At 60.1% G+C, this 25,619-nt stretch carries 23 protein-coding genes; 4 read left to right on the plus strand and 19 right to left on the minus strand.

The window, feature by feature from the left end:
- Window positions 1–30: 30 nt before the first annotated feature.
- Genes ACI2KB_RS15885 through ACI2KB_RS15910 form a run of 6 tightly spaced genes read right to left on the minus strand, consistent with a single transcriptional unit; the run spans window position 31 to window position 7,333 of the window.
- The gene (locus tag ACI2KB_RS15885) at window positions 31–1,428 is read right to left on the minus strand and encodes a sigma-54-dependent transcriptional regulator (protein WP_404636108.1); all 1,398 of its coding nucleotides are present in this window, start codon (window positions 1,426–1,428) and stop codon (window positions 31–33) included.
- Window positions 1,425–3,194, minus strand: a complete 1,770-nt coding sequence (locus ACI2KB_RS15890; protein WP_404636110.1) for an ATP-binding protein — start codon at window positions 3,192–3,194, stop codon at window positions 1,425–1,427. The genes ACI2KB_RS15885 and ACI2KB_RS15890 overlap by 4 nt, the downstream gene beginning before the upstream one ends.
- Window positions 3,191–4,327 carry a GNAT family N-acetyltransferase gene (locus tag ACI2KB_RS15895; RefSeq protein WP_404636112.1) on the minus strand — a complete coding sequence of 379 codons (1,137 nt, stop codon included), beginning with the start codon at window positions 4,325–4,327 and terminating at the stop codon, window positions 3,191–3,193. Before ACI2KB_RS15895 ends, ACI2KB_RS15890 begins: the two co-directional genes overlap by 4 nt.
- Window positions 4,328–4,330: 3 nt before the next feature.
- Complete coding sequence (locus ACI2KB_RS15900; RefSeq protein ID WP_404636114.1) at window positions 4,331–5,251, minus strand: alpha/beta hydrolase; 921 nt, start codon at window positions 5,249–5,251, stop codon at window positions 4,331–4,333.
- Window positions 5,248–6,642 (minus strand): aspartate aminotransferase family protein, encoded by a 1,395-nt coding sequence (locus tag ACI2KB_RS15905; RefSeq protein ID WP_404636116.1) that lies wholly within the window; start codon window positions 6,640–6,642, stop codon window positions 5,248–5,250. Before ACI2KB_RS15905 ends, ACI2KB_RS15900 begins: the two co-directional genes overlap by 4 nt.
- Window positions 6,635–7,333, minus strand: coding sequence for an MtnX-like HAD-IB family phosphatase (locus tag ACI2KB_RS15910; RefSeq protein ID WP_404636118.1), 699 nt, complete (start codon window positions 7,331–7,333; stop codon window positions 6,635–6,637). Before ACI2KB_RS15910 ends, ACI2KB_RS15905 begins: the two co-directional genes overlap by 8 nt.
- A gap of 252 nt (window positions 7,334–7,585) precedes the next feature.
- On the opposite strand from ACI2KB_RS15910, the gene ACI2KB_RS15915 reads away from it, so the two are divergent.
- Complete coding sequence (locus ACI2KB_RS15915) at window positions 7,586–8,371, plus strand: MipA/OmpV family protein (RefSeq protein WP_404636120.1); 786 nt, start codon at window positions 7,586–7,588, stop codon at window positions 8,369–8,371.
- Between the two features lie 63 nt (window positions 8,372–8,434).
- Window positions 8,435–9,304 carry a fatty acid desaturase family protein gene (locus ACI2KB_RS15920; RefSeq protein ID WP_404636121.1) on the plus strand — a complete coding sequence of 290 codons (870 nt, stop codon included), beginning with the start codon at window positions 8,435–8,437 and terminating at the stop codon, window positions 9,302–9,304.
- A gap of 27 nt (window positions 9,305–9,331) precedes the next feature.
- Here the strand turns inward: ACI2KB_RS15920 and ACI2KB_RS15925 are convergent, their stop codons facing one another.
- From ACI2KB_RS15925 to glpK, 13 genes are all read right to left on the minus strand, one after another.
- The gene (locus ACI2KB_RS15925; protein WP_404636122.1) at window positions 9,332–9,745 is read right to left on the minus strand and encodes an EamA family transporter; all 414 of its coding nucleotides are present in this window, start codon (window positions 9,743–9,745) and stop codon (window positions 9,332–9,334) included.
- Complete coding sequence (locus ACI2KB_RS15930; protein WP_404636123.1) at window positions 9,738–10,895, minus strand: GNAT family N-acetyltransferase; 1,158 nt, start codon at window positions 10,893–10,895, stop codon at window positions 9,738–9,740. Before ACI2KB_RS15930 ends, ACI2KB_RS15925 begins: the two co-directional genes overlap by 8 nt.
- A gap of 7 nt (window positions 10,896–10,902) precedes the next feature.
- Entirely contained in the window at window positions 10,903–11,277 is a 375-nt protein-coding gene (locus ACI2KB_RS15935) for a transporter (RefSeq protein WP_404636124.1), read from the minus strand.
- Complete coding sequence (locus ACI2KB_RS15940; protein ID WP_404636125.1) at window positions 11,274–12,194, minus strand: arginase; 921 nt, start codon at window positions 12,192–12,194, stop codon at window positions 11,274–11,276. The genes ACI2KB_RS15935 and ACI2KB_RS15940 overlap by 4 nt, the downstream gene beginning before the upstream one ends.
- A gap of 249 nt (window positions 12,195–12,443) precedes the next feature.
- Window positions 12,444–13,769 carry a sigma-54-dependent transcriptional regulator gene (locus ACI2KB_RS15945; RefSeq protein ID WP_404636126.1) on the minus strand — a complete coding sequence of 442 codons (1,326 nt, stop codon included), beginning with the start codon at window positions 13,767–13,769 and terminating at the stop codon, window positions 12,444–12,446.
- 130 nt (window positions 13,770–13,899) lie between these two features.
- Window positions 13,900–15,792, minus strand: coding sequence for an ATP-binding protein (locus tag ACI2KB_RS15950; protein ID WP_404636127.1), 1,893 nt, complete (start codon window positions 15,790–15,792; stop codon window positions 13,900–13,902).
- A 90-nt stretch (window positions 15,793–15,882) separates the two neighbouring features.
- Window positions 15,883–16,617 carry an amino acid ABC transporter ATP-binding protein gene (locus tag ACI2KB_RS15955; RefSeq protein WP_404636128.1) on the minus strand — a complete coding sequence of 245 codons (735 nt, stop codon included), beginning with the start codon at window positions 16,615–16,617 and terminating at the stop codon, window positions 15,883–15,885.
- The gene (locus ACI2KB_RS15960) at window positions 16,614–17,282 is read right to left on the minus strand and encodes an amino acid ABC transporter permease (RefSeq protein WP_404636265.1); all 669 of its coding nucleotides are present in this window, start codon (window positions 17,280–17,282) and stop codon (window positions 16,614–16,616) included. Before ACI2KB_RS15960 ends, ACI2KB_RS15955 begins: the two co-directional genes overlap by 4 nt.
- Window positions 17,279–18,025: an amino acid ABC transporter permease gene (locus ACI2KB_RS15965; RefSeq protein ID WP_404636130.1), complete on the minus strand. Its 747-nt coding sequence runs from the start codon at window positions 18,023–18,025 to the stop codon at window positions 17,279–17,281. Before ACI2KB_RS15965 ends, ACI2KB_RS15960 begins: the two co-directional genes overlap by 4 nt.
- 116 nt (window positions 18,026–18,141) lie before the next feature.
- Window positions 18,142–19,059 carry a glutamate/aspartate ABC transporter substrate-binding protein gene (locus ACI2KB_RS15970; RefSeq protein ID WP_404636132.1) on the minus strand — a complete coding sequence of 306 codons (918 nt, stop codon included), beginning with the start codon at window positions 19,057–19,059 and terminating at the stop codon, window positions 18,142–18,144.
- Window positions 19,060–19,590: 531 nt separating this feature from the next.
- A complete protein-coding gene (gene glpD / locus ACI2KB_RS15975) occupies window positions 19,591–21,129 on the minus strand; it encodes a glycerol-3-phosphate dehydrogenase (protein WP_404636134.1) in 1,539 nt (512 codons plus the stop codon).
- A gap of 393 nt (window positions 21,130–21,522) precedes the next feature.
- On the minus strand, window positions 21,523–22,278 hold the full coding sequence (locus ACI2KB_RS15980) for a DeoR/GlpR family transcriptional regulator (protein WP_404636135.1): 756 nt from the start codon (window positions 22,276–22,278) through the stop codon (window positions 21,523–21,525).
- 195 nt (window positions 22,279–22,473) lie between these two features.
- Entirely contained in the window at window positions 22,474–23,979 is a 1,506-nt protein-coding gene (glpK, locus tag ACI2KB_RS15985; protein ID WP_404636137.1) for a glycerol kinase GlpK, read from the minus strand.
- Between the two features lie 286 nt (window positions 23,980–24,265).
- Between glpK and ybaK the strand changes: the two genes are divergently transcribed.
- On the plus strand, window positions 24,266–24,736 hold the full coding sequence (ybaK, locus tag ACI2KB_RS15990; protein ID WP_404636139.1) for a Cys-tRNA(Pro) deacylase: 471 nt from the start codon (window positions 24,266–24,268) through the stop codon (window positions 24,734–24,736).
- Window positions 24,737–24,809: 73 nt separating this feature from the next.
- Complete coding sequence (locus ACI2KB_RS15995) at window positions 24,810–25,598, plus strand: PhzF family phenazine biosynthesis protein (RefSeq protein ID WP_404636141.1); 789 nt, start codon at window positions 24,810–24,812, stop codon at window positions 25,596–25,598.
- Window positions 25,599–25,619: the final 21 nt, after the last annotated feature.

The following is a 25,619-nucleotide window of genomic DNA, read 5'->3' on the forward strand; positions in this document are numbered from 1 at the left end:
AGAATCAAACGCTGACTGCGCGGGTCCAGCTCATCGCACAATCTTGTCCACATGAATCTCCAGCTTTTTCAGTCGATACCACAGGCTGCGCTCTGAAATCCCGATGCGCTGCGCGGCAGCGGCCTGGACGCCGTTCGACTCGTGCAGGGCGGCGAGGATGTAGGCTTTTTCAACCTCCGCCAGTGCAGCATCCAGGTCGCTGGGGATGCCGGGTCCGTCGCTGAGGATGCTGGCGGTGGAGCTCTCCAATGGCTTTGCGCCAAACAGGTACGCGGGCAAATCCGACTCTTCGATGGTCTGCGACGAGGCGACGATAGTCGCGCGCTCGACGCAATTCTGCAGCTCGCGAATGTTACCTGGCCACGGGTAATTGGCCATGGCCAACAAGGCCTCGGGGCTGAAGCCTGTGATGCGTTTACCCGCCGTAGCACCCAGCACATGGGCGAAATGACGGGCGAGGGCGGGAATGTCTTCCACCCGCTCGCGCAAGGCGGGCAGCGGAATCGGGAACACGTTGAGGCGGTAATACAAGTCTTCGCGAAACTCCTTGCGCGCCACCGCTTCCAGCAACCCCTTGTTGGTGGCGGCGATCACCCGCACGTCGACCTTGCGCTCACGCGGATCACCTACCGGCTCGATCACCCGTTCCTGCAACGCGCGCAAGATCTTGGCTTGTAACGCCAGCGGCATGTCGCCCACTTCATCAAGAAATAGCGTGCCCTTGTCCGCTTGCTGGAAGCGCCCGATACGGTCCGACACCGCGCCAGTGAACGCGCCTTTCTTGTGGCCGAACATCTCGCTTTCCAGTAGCCCTTCGGGAATCGCTGCGCAGTTCACCGCCACGAACGGCTTGTCCGCGCGGTTGCCGTGTTTGTGGATGGCTCGGGCGACCATCTCTTTGCCGGTGCCGCTTTCGCCGGTCAGCAGGATGGTCGCGCTGCTTTCTCGCACCGAGTCCACTGCCTGCAACACTTTCCGGAACGCGGAGCTTTCGCCCACCAGACTCTCGATCTGCTGATGCTCATCCAGCTCGGCGCGCAGGCGTTGGTTGTCCCGCAGGATGTCGCGAAACTGCAAAGCCTTGTGCACGGTGATGTCCAGTTCGTCGATGTCGAACGGCTTGCTGATGTAGTCATAGGCGCCGTTGCGCATTGACTGTACAGCGTTCTTCACAGTGCTGTAGGCGGTCATGACGATGACGGGCAGTTGCGGGAAACGCTGTTTGATTTCCGCCAGCAACTGCGGACCGTCCATGCCGGGCATGCGCCAGTCGCTGATCACCAGGTCGATTTCTTCGCGCTCCAGCACGGTCAGCGCGTGCAGCCCGTTCCCGGCGGTGAACACCTGAATGCCGTTCTGGCTCAAAGCCGAGGCCAGCAGGTCGCAGAGCTTGGGTTCATCGTCGACCACCAGCACATTGTGGCTCATGCCTGTTCTCCTTCGTCGGCGGGCAGGTACAGGTTGAACGTGGCGCCAGCGCCGTGTTCGCTGATGCACTCTACACGACCGTCGTGGTTCTCCATGATCGAAAACACTTTCGCCAACCCCAGCCCGGTGCCTGACGCTTTGGTCGTCACGAATGGATTGAAGATGCGCTGAATCACTTCCGGGTCCACACCTTGTCCGGTGTCGGTCACGCTGATGCGGGTGATCGGGCGCTCGCTATCTCCGGTTTCGCGAGCGATGGCCAGTGTCAAGCGCCCACCTTCCGGCATGGCATCAATGGCATTGAGGATGAGGTTCAGGCAGGCCTGAGTCAGCTGCCGCGCGTCGGCGTATACCGTGGCGCCCACGGACTGTTCGTCAATGGCGGCTTCGATGTTGTGGGTGGCCAGTTCCGGTCCGCAGAAACCCAGTACGTCCTCCAACAAACCACGCGCCGATTGCGTCGCGCGAATCGGTGCGCTGGGCTTGGCGAAATCGAGGAATTCGGTGATCAGGTCATTGATTCGCGTCACCTCGGAAATCACGTACTCCAGATGGCGCATGTCCGCTTCCGGCAGGCTGGCGCGGCGATGCAGCAATTGCGTGGCGGTTTTGATGATGCCCAGTGGATTACGGATTTCATGGGCCAGCCCCATCGCCACTTCGCCCAGCGTGTGCAGCTGATCACGTCGGCGCAGTTGCGCTTCCAGATGCTGCAATTCGCGCAGGCGTTCGGTCATGTGGTTGAAGGTTACGCTCAACTCGGCCAGTTCGTCGCTGCCAATGACCTCGACCTGCTGGTGGTAGTCTCCCGCCGTCACGGCTTTTACGCCTTCGCGCAGGCCTCGCAACGGGCGGGTCAGGTGTTGGGAGACCAGAGAACCCACGCCCAGCGACAACGCCGAACCCACCAGGAAAATGGCCAGAAACAGGTTGGTCTGATTCACCAGCCCCACCAGCGACGAGTGCCGCAGCAGGCCGCTGAAAATCACCCCTTGCAGCTCGCCGTTATCGTTGAGTATCGGCGAATACAAACCGCTGTAGCGTGCGGTGGACTGCTCGCTGGACGCCTTGGTCGTACGCAAAATCTCCTCGATGCGCGCAGGCACCAGCGGAGGATGATCTTCGAAGCGCTGGGTGGAAAAAATCTCGCCGAAGCCGTTGCTGTTGCGCAGGTAGAGACGCAGGTCCAGCGAATGCACATCCGCCACGCTGGTCAGGAAACTGCTGTCCAGATAGGTCGCGATCACCAGCTCGTAATCGACCCCGCCCTCAACGGTATGAAAGGTCGAAACCACCGTGCCCACGGCACTGCCACCTTCGTGGATGGTTTGCAGCACGGCCTTGGGGGCCAGACTGATTTGACTGACGATGTCGTCGGCAGCGGTGGAGAATATGACCTTGTGATCGTCGCTGCGGATCAACGCCACCACGTCGATCCCCATGGCGTCAGCGACGTCGGCAATCAGCTTGTCGCGCTTGGCACCGTTTTCGGCATTCGGCCGGGCGTAGGCCTGGAACAACTGCGCCACCCGCGCGTTGTTGTGCATGATTTCGGTGGTTTCGTCGATGACGATCTGGGTCGATTCCTGTAGCCAGATGCGCACGTTGCTATCGAAAATCTGCGACAGCGTCGAGGCCGCCAGTTCGGCGGCGATCATGGTCGGAACCACGCTGACCAGCCAGAACGCCAGCACCAGTTTGCGCTGCACACTCCAGCGCACGAGGGAGAACAGTGAGCGGGCAGAACGTTCGGGAAACTCAGTCATCGAGGGTCGCTTAGTGGTGATAGCGCCGCCGCCAGGGCGGGATCGGATCGGTCGGGGCGGATGATTTGTCTGATCAGCCTGAGCAATGTATTCAGCAACCGGTTACGGTGGCGAAAGAACAGCTGGTTGGGCGCGAAACGGCAACCGAAGCGAATCTTGCTGGCATAGCCCGCTTGACCGGCTTCGTACACGGGAATGCGATGGTCGATGCAGTACTCGACATTGGCCAGCCAACTGCGTGCATAGAGGTTGTACTCCCGAGTGCGATTTGGGTCATGGGCGAAAATCTTGTCGATCAGGCGATGCTCGTCCAGCAGCATCAGATTGAACGCCACCAGCCGCTCGTCGATCCAGTACAGCACGCATACTGCGCGCTCGCCGAGCTGGTCGAGCAGGCCGGTGAAGTAGCCAGGACCGAGCCGTTCGAATTGTAGATCACTGCGTGCCAGCGTCGCTTCGTAGAGTTGCATGATCTCGGGCAGTACGTCGTCGATCTGTCGCCGCCACTCGATGCGTGGCGCAGGGCCGCGCAGGGTTCGCCGCAGGTCCTTGCGGGTGGATTTGCCCAGTGAGCCCAGGTAGGCGTCCAACGACGGGTACGGGACGGCCAGCAAGGCGCTGGGCAGGCCGGGCATGTTTTGCAGTCCGGCCAGGCTGCACGTCTCGGCCCACAGAGGCTCGTCGGCGGGCGCATCCTTCACGGCCAACAGGCCGATGCCCAGATCGTCGGCATCCTGCTGCGCCCGCTGCAACAGACGGTTGAACACCTCCTGGCGCAACGGCCCACTGACGTGGCGAGCAGTTCCCGCGTTGCAGCGTTCCGCGACGGGCGAGCCAACGGCGTACATGCGCAGATCGAACACCCCCGGCCACACCCGGTTGATGTGTTCCGTCACCCGTTTGCCCACGCCCTGAATCGTCGTGTCGAGGCGATAGCAGGTGACGAACGCCGGGACCACCCCCAACAACGTCGGACCGTCGAACACCGCCAGATAGCGCCACGTGAAGCCTTCGACGCCGGCCTGTTCGACTGCCCAGTAAAAATCCCAGTCTTCCAGTTGGTCGGGAAAGCATTCGTTCCAGGCCTCGCGATCAATGGACCGGATGCTGGAAAAGGCGTGGGTGCTGATCATGGTTCAGGCCAGTTGAGGGTGATCGTCGATACCCGGTAGGTCATTGAACAGCGCAGCGTCTGTCGCCGCTTCGACCGGTAAACCGGCTTGCACGCGTGTCTCGATGAACGACGCGCTCAAGTCGATGACCTGCCGATATTCCAGGTCCACGGTGATCATGTGATAGCAGTTGTCGAGCAGCACCTTGACCACCGGCCCGCCCAGATGGCGCTCCACATAATCGGCGTTCCATCGGCTGGTGATGTCGTCCTCCAGCGAGTGCAGCACCAGCGCAGGGGTGTTGACGTGGGGCATGTTCCGTTTGACCACGGCGATCAGCCGATGCAGTTCGCGCACGCTGATGCCGGACATGGTCAACAGCCCGGCGTTGCTGCTTTCGCCTTCCTTCATCTGCTTTTCGACGATGGCGCGCAAGCGTGGGTTCTTAATGCCGTAAGGCGACTTTTCGTTGAAGCGGCACACATGCACGCCGAACGGCACCATCATGTAAATGTGCGTGAACTTGGCCACGAACGGCATGTTCCAGCCGTCGTAGCGCAAGGTCGTGGAATACAGCAACAGCCCGGCAATTTCACCGGGGTGTTGTGCGGCCATGTGCATCGACATGACCGCGCCCATGGACAGGCCGCCGACGAACACCTGACGGTGGCGTTGACGCACGCCGACGAAGGTACGACGGGCGCTTTCGTACCAGTCGGTCCAGCGGGTGCGTTGCAAGTCGTCGTTGTTGCCGCAGTGCCCGGCCAGGGTTGGCACGTACACCGTGCAGCCCCGGTCCGCAAGGCCTTGGGCCACCCGACGCAACTCCGTCGGGGTGCCGGTCAGGCCGTGGATCAGCAACACGCCCACGTCGCCGCTGCCGAGAATGAACCCGGCATCGCCTTCGCCCATGTCGATCGCGATGTGCGAGGGCGTCTGGCTCATCGTTGCATGGCCCGGTGCAGCAGACGGTCGAGCAGGGCGATGCCCAGATCGATCTCGTGGTAGCTGATTTCCAGCGAGGGCGCGAGGGTGATCACGTTCTTGTAGTAACCGCCCACGTCGAGCACCAGACCCAGGCGTTTGCCGTCGATCTCGATGTCGCCTTTCATGCCTTCCTCGACCATGAAATCCAGCGTGGCCTTGTCCGGGGTGAAGCCGTCCGGTTGGCAGATCTCTGCCCGCAGCGCCAGCCCCAGACCGTCGACATCACCGATGATCGGGTAGCGCTTTTGCAGGTCGCGCAGGCCTTCGAGGAAGTATTTGCCCTTGTTCATGACCATCGCGCCGTAGTCGGTTTCCGAGGTCATCTTGAACATTTCCAGACCCACCGCCGTGCCCAGCGGGTTGGAGGCGAAGGTGGAGTGGGTCGAGCCCGGCGGGAAGATTTTCGGGTTGATCAGCTCTTCACGGGCCCAGATGCCGCCCAGCGGATTGAGGCCGTTGGTCAGTGCTTTACCGAAGACAATCACGTCGGGTTTGACGTCGAAGTGCTCGATCGACCACAGCTTGCCGGTACGGTAAAAGCCCATCTGGATTTCATCGACCACCAGCAGGATGCCGTGTTGATCGAGCACGTGCTTGAGTTCGCTGTAGAAGTTCATCGGCGGAATCACGTAGCCGCCCGTGCCTTGAATCGGCTCGACATAAAACGCGGCGTATTCGCTTTGACTGACTTTCGGGTCCCACACGCCGTTGTATTCGGTCTCGAACAAGCGGGCGAATTGTTGCACGCAGTGGCTGCCGTACTCCTCTTTGGTCATGCCTTTCGGGCCGCGGAAGTGATACGGGAACGGGATGAATTGCGCGCGCTCACCGAAGTGACCGTAGCGGCGGCGATAGCGGTAGCTGGAGGTGATCGACGACGCGCCGAGAGTGCGACCGTGGTAGCCGCCTTCGAAGGCGAACATCAGGCTCTTGCCGTTGCTGGCGTTGCGCACCACTTTGAGCGAGTCCTCAATGGACTGCGAACCGCCGACGTTGAAGTGCACGCGACCGTCCAGACCGAACTTGTTCCTGGCGTCCACGGCGATGGTTTCCGCCAGCTCGATCTTGCCCTTGTGCAGGTACTGGCTGGCGATTTGCGGCAGGGTGTCGATCTGCTGTTTCAGCGCATTATTCAGGCGTGGGTTGGCGTAGCCGAAGTTCACCGCCGAGTACCACATTTGCAGGTCGAGGTAGGCCTGATCGCTGGTGTCGTAGACGTACGAGCCTTCGCAGCGGCTGAAAATGCGCGGTGGTTCGATGTAATGAACGGTGTCGCCATACGAGCAGTATTTGGCTTCTTTTTCCAGAAGGATCTGGTCTTCGGCGGTGGCGATGCGGATATCAGACATGGTGGAAGCGTTCCTGGGATTCGGTAGGGAGGTGTACGACCGGCGCGGGCAGGTTGTGAGGCAGCAGGGCCACCAGCGCGGGGAGTTCAGCGAAAGAGTTGAAGCGGGCGTGGGGGATGCCGTTGGCGGCGCAGTACTCGGCCAGACGGCCCTTGGCAAAAACGAAATCAGCGGTGCTGGCCACGCACATGTCGGACTTGCCGTCGCCGATCACCAACACACGTTTGTCGTTGGGCGTGGATTTGCATTTGCAGTTGCCCGACGCGGCGCGGCAGGCATCGCTGGCGTGAGGGAAGACGATGCGCCAGCTGTTCTGGTCCACTTGACGCAGGCCGTTGGCGATGATCGGCAACAGCGGCAGTTGATGACGGGCGAGGATGCGAGCAATGCCTTGTTCCAGGCCGTCGCTGACGATGTCCAGCGTGGCGCCCAAGGCCAGTACGTGCTCGACGAACGCGGGGAAGTCCGGGTCGATGGTCACGCTGTCGAAGTACGCCAGCAGTTGCGCGGGGAATGCCTTGACCAATGACAGTTGGCGGCTGAGGCATTCACGCGAGCCAATGCGACCACTGAGCCATTCATCTTCGATGTCTGCCCAGCTCGGGTGAGCGAAGCGTTCGAGGATGTTGTCGATCACGTCCGTCGGGGTGATCGTCCCGTCGAAGTCACACACGATATGCCAATGCATCATCTGCGTTTGCCTGTCTTGTCCAGAGAGTGAGCAGGGCGAACGGGTCGCCGTATTGCTCGTGAGAGGGCAAGAGCAGGGACTGTGCCAAGGGACTGAGAGCCCGGCTCACTGGGGCTTTGAAGGTGGAGGGGCGGGTCAGGAGGCGCGTGAAGCTACAATTTTTGTAGCTCGCTACAAACAACATCAGTGCTTGCACGGGGCGCAGGCTTTGGGGATTGATGCGCGCATGTTCGCCGTCCCGAGGCTTTTGCGATGACCTGCCTGCCTTCCTCTTTCAAGCGCAACCTGTGTGTCGTGGGCCTGCTCTGCGCCGCGTATTTCAGCCCGTTATGCCATGCCGATTCGCTGACCGGTGATGTCGGCACAGGTGTCGCGTATCAGCCTCACGACCCCACCGGCACGCGCTATGAAACCCGGCCCATTCCCTACCTGGACCTGTCCTGGGGTCGGGTCAATCTCAGCTCCGATGAGGGGTTGTCCTGGGACGCGGTGAAGGCTAACGGCTGGAGCGTCGGGCCGTTCGTCAACTACGTCGAAGGACGTACGGCAAACGGGGCGCTGCATGGTTTGAAGGACGTCTCCGACATGGGCGAAGTCGGCGGTTTCGTCGAGTACAGCCCTTCGGATGCGTGGCGTGTGTTCGCTGAAGTCGGTCGTACGTTCGGCGGCAGCAGCGGGCAAGGCGGGGTGCTGGGACGGGTGGGCGGTGAGCTGGATTATCCGTTGGGACGCGGTGTTTTCGGCGGCACGACCCTGGCCGCCCATTACGCCAACGCCGAACAGGCGCAGACCTTTTTCGGTGTCAGTGGCCCGGAATCACTGGCCTCGGGCATTCGGCCCTATAACGCCAGCGGCGGGTTTCAGAACCTGACCCTCACTCAGAGCTTGGCCTTCCCGCTGGCGCCGAACTGGTCGCTGATCACCAGCGCCAGCTGGATTCATCTGGTGGGATCGGCGGCTGATAGCAGCATCGTCCGCCAGCAAGGTCGGCTGAATCAGGGCGAGCTGGACGTTGCGGTGGCGTATCACTTCAAGTAGCGCTGGGGTTGGTCTGGCCCTTGCAATGACCCGAAGAACTCATCGTTTTCGAGGAAGTTCTTCATGGCTCGTCCTGTTTACCGCTGGCTCGCGTACTCACTCTGGGACCTGGTCCCGATTGCTATGGCGCTGGCGCATTTTGCGTTTGTGCTGTGGCTGGTCGTGGCCTTTCACAGCTTGTCGTGGTGGGCCATCGTGCCACTGGCGTTGGTGTATGCCGTCAGCCTGTCGTGGAGCATCAACAGCATTTCCCATAACCAGATCCACAACCCGTACTTCACCCACAAGGGCATGAACCGGGCGTTCGATCTGCTGCTATCGGTGACCATCGGTTTCTCGCAAACCATGTACCGTGATATCCACAACCGCCACCATCGCGGCAACTCCGACCGGCCCAACGAAAAGGGCGAAACCGTCGATCCGTTGTCGATCTATCGCTACGGCCACAACGGAGAGCCTGAGGCCCTGTGGCGCTATGTGTTCCTGAGCGCGTTTCGCGACGAACCCAAGAGCTATTACGAGGAAATGAAGCGCAAACACCCGGACGATGCGCGCTGGGCCAAGGTGGAAATCTACGTGACCGTCGCCGCGTACATCGCCCTGGCGATTTACGACTGGCATGCGGTGTTGTGGCTGCTGCCGTTCTGGTATTTGGGGCAATCGCTGTCGTCGTTGAACGGCTACTACGAGCATCTGGGCGGTAACCCGGATTTGCCGATTGCCTGGGGCGTGAGTTCATACAGCAGGCTGTACAACGTGATCTGGATGAACAACGGCTACCACGCCGAACACCATTACCGGCCGAAAATGCACTGGACCAAAGTCAAGGCGTTTCACAAGGAGATCAAGGACCAGCAACGGATGATGGGGGTGAAGGAAATACCCGTGTCCCATGGGTTGGGTTTTTTGGTGGATCACACAAAGCACAATTAACGCCCAGAATCAAAAGCCTGAGTCGCTTCAGGCTTCTCCCTCCGCCAACAACGCAATTCCGCCAATGATCACCCACACCCCCAGCCAATGCAGCGGGCTGATGTGCTCACCCAGCCACAACCACGACCCCAGCAACACCACCACGAACACCAGCGAACTCAACGGAAACGCCAGCGAAAGGCTGCTGCGGCGCAGGATCAGCATCCAGCTCAGAAACGAGCCAACGTAGCAGCCCACCGCACCCAGCACCGCAAGGTTGGTCAGCGATGCCAGCAACCAATCCAGCCCGAACGGCAGGCTCGTCAAGGCGTCGCCACCGACCTTCAGCGCCAGTTGCGCCGCGCTTTCGAAACCGATCAATAGCGCCCATAACCCAACGCTCGCGGCGCGGCTCTCCAACCAGCGCCAGGCCGGTTTTTCATTCAATGCCTGTTCACCCATGATTGTCCTCTGCGATAACGTCCGATCGATCCAGCCCTGCCTCACGCGCTACCCAGCCCAGTAATCGGGTCATCCAGCGGCTGCGGTGTTGAAGGTAGTGGTCATTGCCCAACAAACGACAACCCAGCCGCAACTTCTCGCTGTACGCCGCCTGGCTCGCTTCAAACGCCGGGATACCCTGCTCGATGCAGCGCTCGACATGGGCCAGCCAGGTTCTGTGATACAGGTTGTGCTCGCGGGCGGCGGTGCCGTCGGAGGCGAAGACTTTATCGATCTGCCGCGTACCATCGCCCAGCAACAGGTTGAAGCCGATCAGTCGCTCACCCGACCAGAACAGGTAGCAGGTGGCGCGCTCACCGAGTTTCGCCAGCACGGCACGAAAGTAGTCAGCAGTCAGCGGCTCGATCTCTTCACCACTGCGTGCAACGGTATCCGCATACAACGCCAGCATGCGTTCGATCACATCGTCGACCTGATGCTGCCGCGCCTCAATGCGCAGCTCCGAAGGCGCACTGAGCTTGCGCTTGAGCCCCTTGCGCGTGGTTCGGCTGAGGCTTGCGAAATAGCCCTCAAGATCGGCATATGGCAGTGGTAACAGGGTGCGCGGCATGCCTGCAATACGAGCAAAACCGAGTTGTTCCAGTGCGTTGCGCAAGGTCACGCGTTCTTCAGCGACGTCTTTGAACAGGTACAGCCAGGTGCGCTCAAGCTTTGATTGCCGACGTAACGCCTCGACCAACACCTGCATGATCTCTGAGCTACGGGCCAGCCAGTCCGGGGCACAGGCGATCGAGCACGTTTCAGTCACGGGTGAGCCGACCGCCAATATCGACACCGACAGATGCCCCAACAGCTTCGCCAGCACGCCATCGAGCACCTGATGCAGCGGCACCCGATGCCGATACGCCGGGGCCACGGCAATCAACCGCTGCCCGTCGCGAATCATGAAATAGCGCGGCTCGATGCCCGGAAGCCCGGCATCCTCGACGGCGGTGTAATAGTCGTAACCTTCCAGCGGATCGCTCTCCAAATGTGCCCAGTCCGTGCGGCTGACGCGATGAATGCTGTGGCTGACTTCAACACTCAATTGCGACCTATCAGCCAACATGACCGGTGAGGTCGGTCCAGAAACGGATTGAATCTGTGTCATAAACACCTCATGCACCCGTGGCGCAGACCAGCATGACGCCTGCCGTGATGACGAGCGTGCCAAGCCAGCGACGACGGCTGACTCGCTCGCCGAGCACCAGACGCCCGCCCAGCACCACACCTACGTAACTCAGGCTCGCCGCCGGAAACACCAGACTCAGCGGCGCCAGCGACAGCACCAGCAACCAGGTGATGAATTCGAGGGTGTAGGCGCCGACGCCGAACCAGAGCATCGGCGCCCCGGCAATCTGCACCCAGAAACTGCGCAGGCGAAAGCCACCTTCCTGCTCGGGCAAACGGTCCAGCCCGAGCTTGAACGCCAGTTGGCCGATGACATCCAGCAGGATCGAAAGCGCGGTGAGCAGCACGACAGTCGGGGTCATGGAAACAGCTCCTCGAACAGCGTGATCAGCGCTGCGTTGGTCTCGGCATTACGCGCAATGTCCGCCTCGCTCCAGCGTTCGGCCGGTGGCTGATCGGACTTCGCCTCCCAGCGTTTCAGCGGATTGCTGAATGCAGGGGGCGCGAATTCACCGCACACATCAATGCCCAGCACGCGGGTGTGAGTGCCCAAAGCGCTGATTGCATCGAGCAGGTGAGTCAGGCGCATGCCGCCCTGATCCCAGTTGGTGGCGGCGTCTTCGCTGGCCAGTACGTCTTTGTCGACGGTGATCCACACAGCTGTGGTGGGCAGGCTGGCGATCAGCTGTTCAAGGAAGATGGGCCAGTCGACTTCGGCCAGGTTGTGCCAGTGCAGATGGCCATCGAGCTGCTGATGGCCAGGGCCGTCGCCGATCCTGCCCCAGACTTTCGACGGCGGATGACGCCAGGGGAACAGCTGTAAGTCGCCACGTTTCAAGGCGCTGAGATTACCACCCTTGAGTTGCGGGCTTTGCAGGTCGTCGCTGCACGGGCCAAGGGTGATGATGCGCTTCACATGGGGCAGCTTCAGTGCCCGATTGACCCACGAGCCGCAGTGGCGTTTGGGAGCGAAGTGCACCCAGTCCGGGTGGTTGTCGAAGTGAATCAGGGTGACCGGCTCAGGCAGATCCGTGAGCAGGGCAGGGGTTAGATGATGGTAGTCGCCGGAGCCTACGAAGAAGATTTCCGGACGATTGCCCAGCGGCCTGGCGCGATAGCTGAGGTGATCGGCAAACCGGCGATAGTTGGCTTCGGTGGACCAAAGCCGCAGTTGTGGGCCGAACGCAAGCAAATCCAGCCGGGTAGCACGACCGTCATGCAGACGGTCTTTGATTGGCGCCTGCTGCGTGAGGCTGTGATCGAGATCGAGAATGTTCAAGGTTGCCTTCACCCATCAAATGCCGCCCAAGACACCGGGTTCACAGGCATGAACACCAGCCGGGCGGGCCTTTCAGGGGGATTGCAAAGGGTGGGCCAAGGGTTTGAACGGGGGCTGAACGAACAACACAAGCATCTGCGCCATGCGTAATACCTGTAGGAGCGCTCTTGCCCGCGATGAACGATGATGAGGTCTGTCCGGCAGTCCGTGTCATCGTTCATCGCGGGCAAGCACGCTCCTACAGGGTGATCACCCCAACCCGTACTTCTTCACCTTGTCGAACAACGTGGTCTTGGCCATGCCCAATTCCTGGCTGGCCTGGCTCAGATTCCCGCCGCTACGCTGCAAGGCCTCGCTGAGCAAATTTCGTTCGAAGGCTTCCACCGCCTCCGAGAACCCAAGGCTCTGCGCTTGCGTCGACAAGCCTGACTTCTTGAACGCAGGCAACCCCAACGCATACCGTTCGGCCACATTACGCAGCTCACGCACGTTGCCCGGCCAGTCGTGGCTCATCAGCGCCGACATCGTCTGCGGGTCCAGTTGCGGCGGCTCACGGTCAAAACGAAGCGAGGACAACTGCAGGAAATGCTCGAACAGTTGCAGGATGTCCTCACGGCGTTCGCGCAAGGGCGGCAGTTCCAGGGTCACGACGTTGAGCCGGTAATACAGGTCACTGCGGAACTGGTTGGCTTTGCTCAGATCGGCCAGATCCGATTTGGTCGCCGCAATGACCCGACAATCCACTGCCACGCTCTGGTTCGAACCCAGCCGCTCCAGCGTGCGCTCCTGCAAGACCCGCAGCAGCTTGATTTGCAGGGGGATCGGCATGCTTTCCACTTCGTCGAGAAACAGCGTGCCGTTGTGAGCGTGCTCGATTTTGCCGATGCGCCGCTTGCCCGCGCCGGTGAAGGCGTTGGCTTCGTGGCCGAAGATTTCGCTCTCGAACAGATTTTCCGGCAGGCCGCCGCAGTTCAGCGCCACGAATTGATGGGTCTGGCGACGGCTGAAGTCGTGAAGACAGCGGGCGACCAGTTCCTTGCCGGTCCCGGTTTCGCCTTCGATGAGCACGTTGGCCGAGGTGTCGGCGACGTTGGCGATCAGCGCCCGCAGGTTCTGCATGGCGGCTGAACGGCCAATGATCTTGCCTTCCAGTGAGTCACGCTCGGCCAGTTGCCTGCGCAGCGACCAGACCTCTCGCGCCAGCCCGCGTTGCTCCAGCGCACGCCGGGCGACGTCCACCAGGCGCTCGGGGGAAAAGGGCTTTTCCATGAAGTCATAGGCACCGTCGCGCATGGCGCCCACGGCCATCGACACATCGCCGTGGCCGGTAATCAACACCACCGGCAGCGTGCGATCACGCTCCTTCAGGCGCTTGAGCAGTTCCAGCCCGTCGATGCCTGGCAGGCGGATATCGCTGATGACGATCCCGGCGAAGTTATCGCCGACCACCGCCAGCGCTTCCTCGGCACTGCCCACGCCCTGGCTGTGAATGTCCTCCAGCGCCAGCGCCTGCTGGCAGCCGAGCAGGACATGGGGGTCATCTTCGACGATGAGGACGGTCAGTTCAGTGTTCATGTGCACATCCAGTTCGTCAGCGTTGCCTTCATCGCGAATGAATTCGCTCCCACAGATAAAACGCGTTCCCCTGTGGGAGCGAATTCATTCGCGAAAATGTTTGGGGCGACGGGGATTTTTGAAACACGGCTCATACCTGTGTCGCTCCGCGATCCACCAGCGGCAAAATCAACACAAACATCGTGCCGCCCTCGGCCGGGTCTTCGGCGTTGAGGCTGCCACCCGCTGCCGCTGCAAGGCTTGCAGACAGCGTCAGGCCCAACCCCAGCCCCTGCTCACCCGGCTTGGTGGTGAAAAACGGTTCGAACAAATGCTTGCGCGCCTCGGGGTCGATGCCGTGGCCGTTGTCGCGTACGCGCAGACGATAGCGTCCTTCGAACAGATCACCCTGCAACCAGAGCACTGGCAGTGGCTGGGCTTGCATGGCGTCCAGCGCGTTGCCGATCAGGTTGACCAGAATCTGCTCCAGTCGGGTCTGGTCAATCGCCAGCTCCACTTCATCGAAATGCTGATTGAGTTCCAGCGCGCTGTTTTCCAGACGCCCGGCGAGCAGTTGCAATGCGGCGTCGACGGCCTTGCTCAGCGACGCCTGGCCCTTGTCTTCGCCACGTCGGGCAAACGCGCGCAGGCTGGCGGTGATACGGCCCATGCGGTCGACCAGATCGTTGATCGTGCGCAGGTTGGCGCTCGCTGTATCCAGCGCGCCGCGCTCAAGGAAGCGCACGGTATTGCCGGACAACGTGCGCAGCGCCGCCAACGGCTGATTCAGTTCATGGGCGATGCTGGTGGACATCTGCCCGATGGCCGCCAGTTTACCCGCCTGCACCAGTTCATCCTGTGCCTGGCGCAACGTCTCTTCGGCCTGACGTCGCTCGCGAATCTGCCCCTTGAGACGTTCGTTGCTGGCGCGCAAGTCGGCAGTGCGTTCGGTAATCCGGCGCTCCAGTTCGTTGTTGGCTTGCTCCAGCGCTTCGCGAGCGGCCAGGCGGGTGGCGATCACCTTGCGCCGCTCGTTCCAGGCAATCAGCAAAAAGGCCACCAGCGCACACGCCACCGCGACCAGCATCCCCTGATTGGCGGCTTCGCGGCGCAAGTCCTCCAGTGGCGTGAGCAAGGTCAAGTGCCACGGGGTGTCGGCCAGGTCGCGGGTCTGCGCCAGATAGCTCACGACGGTGTGCTCGTGATCGACGCTGCTGTTGGCGGGGAACGTTAGTTTCTCCACGCCGTCAGCGATCAACTCGCGCTCCAGCGGCACCAGTTCATTGAGCGGCCACCAGTAATATTGCAGGCTGCGGGCCAGACGCTCCTTGATCTGCGGCGTCAGCGGACGAACCGATTTGAGCCGCCGCGCCGGGTCGCTGGACAGGATGATGATGCCGTTTTCATCGCTGACGAAAGCCTCCAGCCGCGCCCGTTGCCAGCGCTCCTCCAGGGCTTCCAGGCGCACTTTGATGACGGCCACGCCGATGATCTTGCCTTTCTCTTCCAGCCCGTGAGCCAGGTAGTAGCCGGGCTCGCCGGTGGTGCTGCCGATGCCATAGAAACGGCCCGGTAGCCCGCGAATGGCGTCCTGGTAGTAGGCGCGAAACGACAGGTCCTCGCCCAGATAACTGTCGGCGTCGCGCCAGTTGCTGGTGGCCAGCACTCGACCCGTGGTGTCGAGCACGTAGATCGCACGGCTGCGGCTACGGCGGTTCAGGCCTTCAAGGTAATCGTTGACCTTGGCTCTCAACTCCGGCGACGGGTCGTTGAGCAGCTCGGAAACATTGGACTCCAGCTCCAGCACGCTGGGCAGGTAGTTGTATTTGTTGATTTCGCTTTCGACGGTGCGGGCGTGCAGTTCAAGCTGGCGCGCGCCATTCTCGCTGAGCGATTTGATGCCGTTCTTTTCGCTGTACAGGTACGTGAAGTAACCCAGCGCAATCATCAGCAGGATGATCAGCGGCGGCAGGAACAGTTGGCGAATCAGGCGGGGTTTCACAGTCAGTGATGGCGGCGTACTAAGGGGTGGATCGCATTTCATCACAGTCGTCCTGGACCGACCAGCCGCCCGTGTCATGGATGTCGACACGAACGGCCAGCGGGTTTTGCGCCCTTGTGAGGCTTAAATCAATCAGTGCTGCAGGATCTTGTTCAGGAAGTGCTGGGCGCGCTCGGAACGGGCGTTGATATCGCCGAAGAACTCTTCCTTGGCGCAGTCTTCGATGATCTGACCCTTGTCCATGAAAATCACGCGGTCAGCCACTTTGCGAGCGAAGCCCATTTCGTGGGTCACGCACATCATGGTCATGCCTTCGTGGGCGAGCTGCACCATCACGTCGAGCACTTCGTTGACCATTTCAGGGTCGAGCGCGGAGGTCGGTTCGTCGAAGAGCATGACGATCGGGTCCATCGCCAGCGCGCGGGCAATCGCCACACGTTGCTGCTGACCGCCAGACAGTTGGCCAGGGTGTTTGTGAGCGTGTGCGGACAAACCGACGCGCTCCAGCAGCGCCAGGCCTTTTTTGGTGGCCTCTTCCTTGCTGCGCCCCAGGACCTTGATCTGCGCGATGGTCAGGTTTTCGGTGATGGTCAGGTGCGGGAACAGCTCGAAATGCTGGAACACCATGCCCACACGGGAACGCAGTTTGGGCAGGTTGGTTTTCGGGTCGGCAATCGAGGTGCCATCGACCACGATGTCGCCTTTCTGGAACGGCTCCAGCGCGTTGACGCACTTGATCAGGGTCGATTTGCCCGAACCCGATGGGCCGCACACCACGATCACTTCGCCTTTCTTGACCTCGGTGCTGCAGTCGGTCAGCACCTGGAAGTCCCCATACCACTTGTTGATATTTTTGATGGAAATCATACGGCTAACCTTTTTTGCATGAGCTTGACCAGACGCGAGGCCACGAAGCTGATGGTGAAATACACAAGACCGGCAACGATCAGGAATTCGTTGGAGCGACCGATGATGTCGCCGCTGGAACGGGCCGAGTTCAGGAAGTCCACCAGGCCGACGGTGTACACCAACGAGGTGTCCTGGAACAAAATGATGCTCTGCTGCAACAGCAGTGGGGTCATCTTGCGAAACGCCTGGGGCAGGATGATCAAACGCATCATCTGGCCGTAGGTCATGCCCAGTGCCTGCGCTGCGCCCATCTGGCCACGGGAGATCGACTGCACACCGGCGCGCACGATCTCGCAGAAGTACGCCGCCTCGAACATCATGAACGCCACGACGCAGGAGGTGAACGCGCCCACGGGCGTGTCTTGCCCGGTGATCCAACGCAGCACGAACGGCACCGCCAGGTAGAACCAGGTGATGACCAGCAGCAGAGGAATCGAACGGAAGTAGTTGACGTAGGCGCCAGCGATGTTCGACAGCACCTTGTTGTGGGACAGACGCATCAGCGCCAGGATCGTGCCGATGACGATACCGCCGATCACGCCCATGACCATCAGTTGCAGGGTCATGAGCATGCCGTTCCACAGGCCTGGAATGGCCGGAATGACTCCAGAGAAGTCCATTATTTGCCTCCCACGGAGATCAGGCCCGGCACCGCGACTTTCTTCTCGACCAGACGCATGAGCAGCATCAGGCTCATGTTCAGGGTGAAGTAGATCAGGGTGGCGAGGGTGAACGCTTCAAACAGGTTCGCGGAGAATTCGGCGGTCTGTTTGGTTTGCGCCAACAGCTCCATCAGGCCGATCAACGACGCCACCGACGAGTTCTTGAACACGTTGAGGAATTCGGAGGTGAGCGGCGGGATGATGATCCGGTAAGCCTGCGGTAGCAGCACGTTCCAGTAGATCTGCGGCAGTTTGAAACCCATGGCGCGGGCGGCGGATTCCTGGCCGCGCGGCAACGCCTGGATACCGGTGCGCACTTGTTCGCACACCCGTGCGGCGGTGAACAGACCCAGACACACGACAACGCTTAGGAAGGCCGAGGTGGTCGGGTTAAGGTCCTGCTTGTACCACTCCTGCAGGTTTTCGGGCAGCAGGTCGGGTACCAGGAAGTACCAGATGAACAGCTGCACCAGCAGTGGCACATTGCGGAAGATTTCCACGTAAACCGTGGCGATTGACGACACGATGCGGTTGGGCACCGTACGCATGACACCGAGCACCGAACCCAGCGCCAGGGCGATGATCCAGGCAACGATGGAGATGCCGATGGTCCAGCCCAGACCGGAAATGTACCAGTCCAGATAGGTCTCGCTGCCCACGCCAGTGGACTTGAAGAATACGCTCCAGTCCCAGTTGTAATTCATCAGGGTCTCCCCTCTGATCGATCGTTATGCACGCACACCGCTTTGCAGCGGCTTCCGGAGCCGATTGCAGCTCCGGGAGTCAGGCTTTCACTTTTGTCGCGTGTGAAGGAAAGGACTTACGCCTTCTTCTCAGGAGCAGGCTTGTCGTTCGGGTTCTCGATCAGCTTTTGCAGCTCTGGGCTCATCGGGAATTCGAGGTTCAGGCCTTTTGGCGGGATTGGCTGGGTGAACCACTTGTCGTAGATCTTCTTGATTTCGCCCGACTTGTAGAGACCTACGATGGCGTCGTCCACGGCTTTCTTGAACGCAGGGTCGTCCTTGCGAACCATGCAACCGTAGATTTCATAGGACTGTGGAGTGCCGGTCACGTGCCAGTCGGTTGGCTTCTTGGCCTTGGCCATTTCGCCTGCCAGCAGGGCGTCGTCCATCATGAAGGCGACAGCGCGGCCCGATTCCAGCATCTGGAAGGACTCGCCGTGGTCTTTGGCAGAGATGACGTTCATGCCCATTTGCTTGTCGGCGTTCATCGCTTTGATGATGCGCTCGGACGTGGTGCCCGCAGTGGTCACGACGTTTTTACCTTTCAGGTCATCGAAGTCGTTGTATGGAGAGCCGACTTTGGTCAGCAGGCGGGTACCGATTTCGAAGATGCCGACCGAGAAGTCGACTTGCTGTGCGCGCTCGGCGTTGTTGGTGGTCGAACCACACTCAACGTCGACGGTGCCGTTCTGGACCAGCGGGATACGGGTTTGCGACGTGACCAGGTTGTAGTTGACCTTCAGGTCCGGCTTGTTCAGGTCTTTCTTGATCGCTTCAACGATCGCCAGCTGGATGTCGTGGGAGTAGCCGACTGGCTTGCCCGACGCGTCTGCGATGTAAGAGAACGGAATCGACGAGTCGCGGTGACCGAGGGTAATGGTGCCCGAATCATTGATTTTCTTCAGGGTGCCGGTCAGTTCTGCAGCAGAGACTGGGGTGCTGATCAAAGCGGCGGCTGCAATGGCCACGCCCAGAATGTGGGGAACGATACGCATCTGTTAATCCTCGACTTTGTTTTTCTTATGGGTCCGGTGTTGGGTCGGCCCTATCGTTTCAGAACGCTACAACGGCGGCCCAATCAGGCGGCACGCTACATCGGAGCAATCGTGGATGAGTGTAGAGCATGAGTCATGCCAAGGACGTGACAGCTATTAATTCATTGAAAGTAAAGGAAATTTATTCTGTTTCAGTCACGGAAAAGCGTTTTGCTGTCCGGGATGCCGAATAGGCGAGGGGAGGGGTGTTCGGAAATCCGAATGGAAGTGATGCGTGCTGGGGTTTTAAGGTTGACGCTGCACTTGTGGGAGCCGGCTTGCTGGCGAATGCGGTAGTTCAGTGACAGATGAGTCAGCTGGCACGACGCTTTCGCCAGCAAGCCGGCTCCCACAGATTCAGCGTCGATAACGAGATTCAAGTTCGGCGCGATCCCTGTGGGAGCCGCCTTGGTGCGGGCGGCGTTCCGACGAAGGTGTTTGACCAGGCAACATAGAATCTCCCACCGGAGTGCGCAGTGTAGGGGCAGGGGGTCACGCAGCCGCTATGGTGCTTTTATGGTGAGCCACCTTATCGAGGTACGCCTGCACGTTCTGCTGTTCTTCCACCGTGGTGAAAAGCCCGAGCTTGGTCCGGCGCCAGAGAATGTCTTCTGCCTGAGTGACCCATTCAGCCCTGCACAGATAATCTACCTCCGCACTGTAAAGCCCGCCCCCCAGGTGCTCGCCCATATCCGCCAGCCCATGCACACCATCAACGATCTGCCAACTGCGCGAGCCGTAGGTGATCGCCCAACGTTTGGCCATCTCGGCGGGTAGCCAGTTGCAGCGCTGTTGCAGCTCGGTGGCCAGCGCCGATGGAGTGGTCATGTTTTCACCGCCGGGCAGGCTGGCCTTGGCGGTCCAGCTCGATTTCATCTGCGGGAAGAATGGCGCCAGTTGCTGCATCGCCGACTCGGCCAGCTTGCGGTAGGTCGTCAGCTTGCCGCCAAATACCGACAGGATCGGCGCTTCTTCAGCACTGCCCGACAGCGACAGCGTGTAATCGCGAGTAATGGCCGACGGGTTGTCGGATTCGTCGTTGCACAGCGGACGCACGCCCGAATAGGTGCGGATGATGTCATCGCGGCTGAGCTGCTTCTTGAAGTGCTCGTTGACGATTTTCAGCAGGTAATCGGTCTCGCCTTCGGTGATTGCCACTTTCGCAGGATCGCCCGCGTATTCGCGGTCGGTGGTGCCGATGATGGTGAACTGCTCCAGATAGGGAATTGCGAACACGATACGCTGATCTTCGTTCTGCAAAATGAACGCGTTTTCGCCTTCATACAGCTTCGGCACGATCAGGTGGCTGCCTTGAATCAGGCGGATGCCGTACTGCGACTCAAGCTTCAAGTCTTCACGAATGAACTTGGCGACCCAGGGACCCGCAGCATTCACCAGCGCTTTGGCGCGAATTGAAAACAGGCTGCCATCGGCGCGCTCCATATTCAGGTGCCACAGACCATTGCTGCGACGGGCACCGAGGCAGAGGGTCCGGGTGTGAATGTGCGCGCCTTTTTCGCGGGCAGCCATGGCGTTGAGCACCACCAGACGGGCATCGTCGACCCAGCAGTCAGAGTATTCGAAACCGCGGGTGATCGAGCTGTTCAGCGGACTGTTGGCGCCGAAGCGCAGGTTTTTCGACGCAGGCAGTTTTTCGCGCTTGCCCAGATGGTCGTACAGGAACAGACCGGCGCGGATCATCCAGGCCGGACGCAGGTGAGGGCGATGAGGCAACACGAAACGCATGGGTTTGACGATGTGCGGCGCCTTCTCCAACAACACTTCACGCTCAGCCAGCGCTTCGCGTACCAGACGGAATTCGTAATGCTCCAGATAGCGCAAGCCACCGTGGATCAGCTTGCTGCTGGCCGACGAGGTGTGGCTGGCCAAGTCGTCCTTCTCACACAAGAATACCGAGAGGCCACGACCGGAGGCGTCCGCTGCGATCCCGACACCATTGATCCCACCGCCGATCACGGCAATGTCGTATACCTCGGAAAGGGGCGGGGTGGGCAAGGCGGACTGGGCCATCGGGGCCTCCTGTGGGAAATTCGATCATGTTCGATTTTGGCGAATTCGAACATTTGCGTTCATTTTCGAAAATAGTAACGCAATAAAGAACACCTCACCACTCGGCAGTGATTGAAAATACTGATTAGGAGAACGGGAAAGGAACAAAAGCGAACATGAGCATGGTCGGTTGGATGTATAAACCTGAGAGGAATGGTTAATCGCGATTTGTCTTTGATTCTGCCCGAAGGGCGTAGCGAGGCTTGCCCGCGATCTGGCGCGAAGCGGCAGTAAATCCTGATGTCGCGGTGTACCCGAGCCAACCAGATCGCCTGGTTTTGCTGCCGGTGTCCGGCAGATCGTCAACAAGCTGGACTCCTACGCCCTTCGGGCAGACGCAGGAATATGCGTTGTTCAGACGACTTCCAACCGAATCTTGTTCTGCGCCAGCAATTGCGCCAACGCAGGCACGGGCGCCTGATCGGTCACCAGGCAGTCGATCAGGGTGATCGGCCCCAGGCGCACCATCGCGTTACGTCCGAATTTGCTGGAGTCCGCCGCCAGGATCACCTGACGCGCGTTGGCGATGATCGCTTGGGATACCCGCACTTCCTGATAATCGAAGTCCAGCAGGCTGCCGTCTTCGTCGATGCCGCTGATGCCCACCAGCGCAAAATCCACCTTGAACTGAGTGATGAAATCGACGCTGGCCTGACCCACCACGCCGCCATCACGGCGCACGTTGCCGCCCGCCAGCAAGACTTCAAAGTCGTCCTTGCCGCTGAGGATCGACGCCACATGCAGGTTATTGGTGATGATTTTCAGGTGGTTGTGGTGGAGCAGGGCGCGGGCGATGGATTCGGTGGTGGTGCCGATGTTGATGAACAGCGAAGCGTGATCGGGGATTTGCGCTGCAATGGCCTCGGCGATGCGCTGTTTCTCGTCGCGCATCTGATCGGCGCGCATGGCGTACGCGGTGTTCTCGATGCTGGAGTCATAGGCCGCGCCCCCGTGATAGCGACGCAGCAGATTCATTTCCGCCAGTTGATTGATGTCGCGCCGGATGGTTTGCGGAGTCACGACGAACAATTGGGCCATTTCTTCGATGCTGACGTAGCCGCGCTCACGGACCAGCTCGAGGATCTGCTGTTGACGGGGGGGCAGATTCATTTTTCTTCCTTCGGGCAAGGGCGCCCATGATGCCGCAGGGAGCCATTACCTGTCAGCCGGAAAAATGACCGCTCTTGAGCGCCGCCACACCTCTGTAGCAGTCCGGCTTGCCGGCGGCAGCGGTATGACAGACATCCTTTAACGCCTGACACACCGCTACCGCCGGCAAGCCGGACTGCTACAGAGCTAGATGATTCATTCAGCCTCTTCGTGCGGCTCCCAATCCCGCGTGCGGTCCACCGCCTTGCGCCAACCCGCATACAGCTTCTCTTTTTCGGCCTCATCGCATTGCGGTTCGAATTTGCGTTCGATCACCGCTTTGTCCTTCAACTCGTCCAGCCCGCTCCAGAAGCCAATCGCCAGACCCGCCAGGTAGGCCGCGCCCAAGGCGGTGGTTTCGCGCATCTTCGGACGTTCGACCTGCGTCCCCAGGATGTCTGCCTGGAACTGCATCAAGAAATTGTTCGCCACCGCGCCGCCGTCCACGCGCAGCGCTTTGAGCGGCTCGCCAGCGTCTTGCTGCATGGCGTCGAGCACGTCGCGGGTCTGGTAGGCGATCGACTCAAGGGCAGCCCGAATGATGTGATCGACTTTCACTCCACGGGTCAGGCCGAACAGCGCGCCGCGCGCGTAAGGGTCCCAATACGGCGCGCCCAGCCCCGTGAACGCCGGAACCAGGTACACGCCATTGCTGTTTTTCACTTTGGTCGCGAAGTATTCGGTGTCCATGGAGTCGTTGACGATTTTCAGTTCGTCCCGCAGCCATTGCACGGTGGAGCCGCCGTTGAACACCGCGCCTTCCAGTGCATAGGCGACTTCGCCCCGAGGGCCGCAGCCGATGGTGGTCAGCAGGCCGTGATGAGATTTCACCGCTTTCTTGCCGGTATTCATCAGTAGGAAGCAGCCCGTACCGTAGGTGTTCTTGGCCTGTCCCGGTTCCACGCACATCTGCCCGAACAACGCCGATTGCTGGTCGCCTGCGATACCGGCGATGGCGATGCCGCTTTTGCTGTGGCCGTAGACTTCAGAGGAGGATTTGACCTCGGGCAGCATCTCCCGGGGTACGTCCAACACGTCCAGCATTCGCTGATCCCATTCCAGCGTGTGGATGTTGAACATCATGGTGCGCGAAGCATTGGTGTAATCGGTGACGTGAACCTTGCCACCGGTGAATTTCCAGATCAGCCAGCTATCGACGGTGCCAAACAGCAACTCGCCCCGGCGAGCGCGCTCGCGGCTGCCTTCGACGTGATCCAGAATCCATTTCAGTTTGCTGCCGGAAAAGTACGGGTCGATGACCAGGCCCGTGGTTTCCTTGATGTAGCCCTCAAGCCCATCGCGCTTGAGTTGCTGGCAGATTTCCGTGCTGCGACGACATTGCCAGACCACCGCGTTGTAGATGGGACGACCGCTGTCCTTCTCCCAGACCACCGTGGTTTCACGCTGGTTGGTGATGCCGATGGCGGCGATCTGATTGTGGTGCAGGTTGGCCTGAGCCAGCACTTTAGTCATGCAGGCCGTTTGGGTGGCGAAGATTTCCATCGGGTCATGTTCGACCCAGCCAGGCTGTGGGTAATGCTGGACGAACTCGCTTTGTGCGGTGCTCACCACATTGGCGTCCCGGTCGAAGATGATCGCGCGGGAACTGGTCGTGCCTTGATCGAGGGCGATGATGTAATTCTTGTTGTCGTGGTCGGTCATGTCGATTGCCTGGTGATAAAGCGGGTGTCCGCAGGGCTGCCATCAGTGTACGTGTGAAAGCGCTTTTTGCGCTCGAACAGATGATTCATGAGTCGCTGAATATTCGTATTCGAAAAAATATAGACGTAAACGAACCTTGTCAAAGGTCGTAAATGAATGTCCGAGGCTTTGAAACTGTTCTCGGATTTTCACCTGGCCAAGCCGTTCTGGCTAAGGCGTTTGGGGAGCAGATGGCCTAAAGTAACGGCAACCCATTTTGATAAAGCCCGGCCGTCTGGAGCCTCGCATGACCCCCGCACTGGATCTACTGAAAAAAGTTCGCGCCGAACACCGTGTACACAGTTATGAGCATGATCCCAAGGCTGCGTCTTATGGTCTTGAAGCCGCTGAAAAATTGAACCTGCAACCAGCTCAGGTGTTCAAGACGCTGTTAGCCAGCACGGAAAAAGGTGAATTGCTGGTGGCCGTAGTGCCGGTGGTGGGGTCGTTAGACCTCAAGGCGCTGGCCCATGCCGCAGGGGTAAAAAAAACGGAGATGGCCGACCCTGCTGCTGCACAGCGTGCGACGGGGTATTTGCTGGGGGGCATCAGTCCGCTGGGGCAGAAAAAAAGGCTGCGCACTTTCATCGATGAGTCCGCTCAGCCGTTCGCGACGATTTTTGTCAGCGCCGGTCGGCGCGGGCTTGAAGTCGAACTGTCGGCAGCGGTACTGGCGCAGCACACCAGCGCAACCTTTGCGCACATCGGCCGTGAGTGAGTCATTGAGGCCGTGACGTACTACGGCGACCAGGAAGGGACGCCGCGAACAATAACGATTGGGGGCACTTTCCATGCAGCTTGAATTTCATCAAGTCGACGCGTTCAGCGACCGACCCTTCGCAGGCAATCCGGCGATGGTCTATCGCCTCGATGCCTGGCTGTCGGACGAATTGATGCAGCGCATCGCGGCAGAACACAATCTGTCCGAAACCGCCTTCGTGGTACGAGAAGCGCAGGGCTGGCACATCCGCTGGTTCACGCCGACCCATGAGGTGCCGCTGTGTGGGCATGCGACGCTGGCGACGGCGTGCGTGTTGCTGGAGAAGTATGGGGAAACCTCCGACGTCATCTCGTTCATAAGCAAGTCCGGTGCGCTGAGCGTGACTCGGGAAGCCGGACGACTGCTGCTGGATTTCCCTGCCATGCCACCGAGTGAGGTGGGCGTCACCGTGGACATTGAACGTGCGCTCAACACTGAAGTGGTGGATGTGCTGGGCTCGGCGGAGTTGCTGGTGGTGCTGGAATCCGAGCAGGCGGTGCGCGATTGCAAACCCGACCTGGCGGCCATCGCTCGTTTACCCTGGCCCGGTGTGATCGTGACGGCCAAAGGCGACGGCGAGCGATATGACTTCGTGTCTCGCTACTTCGCACCTGCGATCGGCATTCCCGAAGACCCTGTAACCGGCGCAACCCATTGCAGCCTGATCCCTTATTGGTCGGGGCGCCTGAACAAATTCAGCCTGAATGCCCATCAGCTCTCGGCCAGAGGCGGGGAGCTGTTCTGTCGGCTGGAAGGGGATCGGGTGAAGATTGGTGGGCACACGACGCTGGTGGCCAGCGGAACCCTTACGCTGGGTTGAGCGAAAAAATGCTGGCAAACG

Origin of the sequence: Pseudomonas sp. NPDC088444 (assembly GCF_044900175.1) — a bacterium.
Classification (GTDB): Bacteria; Pseudomonadota; Gammaproteobacteria; order Pseudomonadales; family Pseudomonadaceae; genus Aquipseudomonas.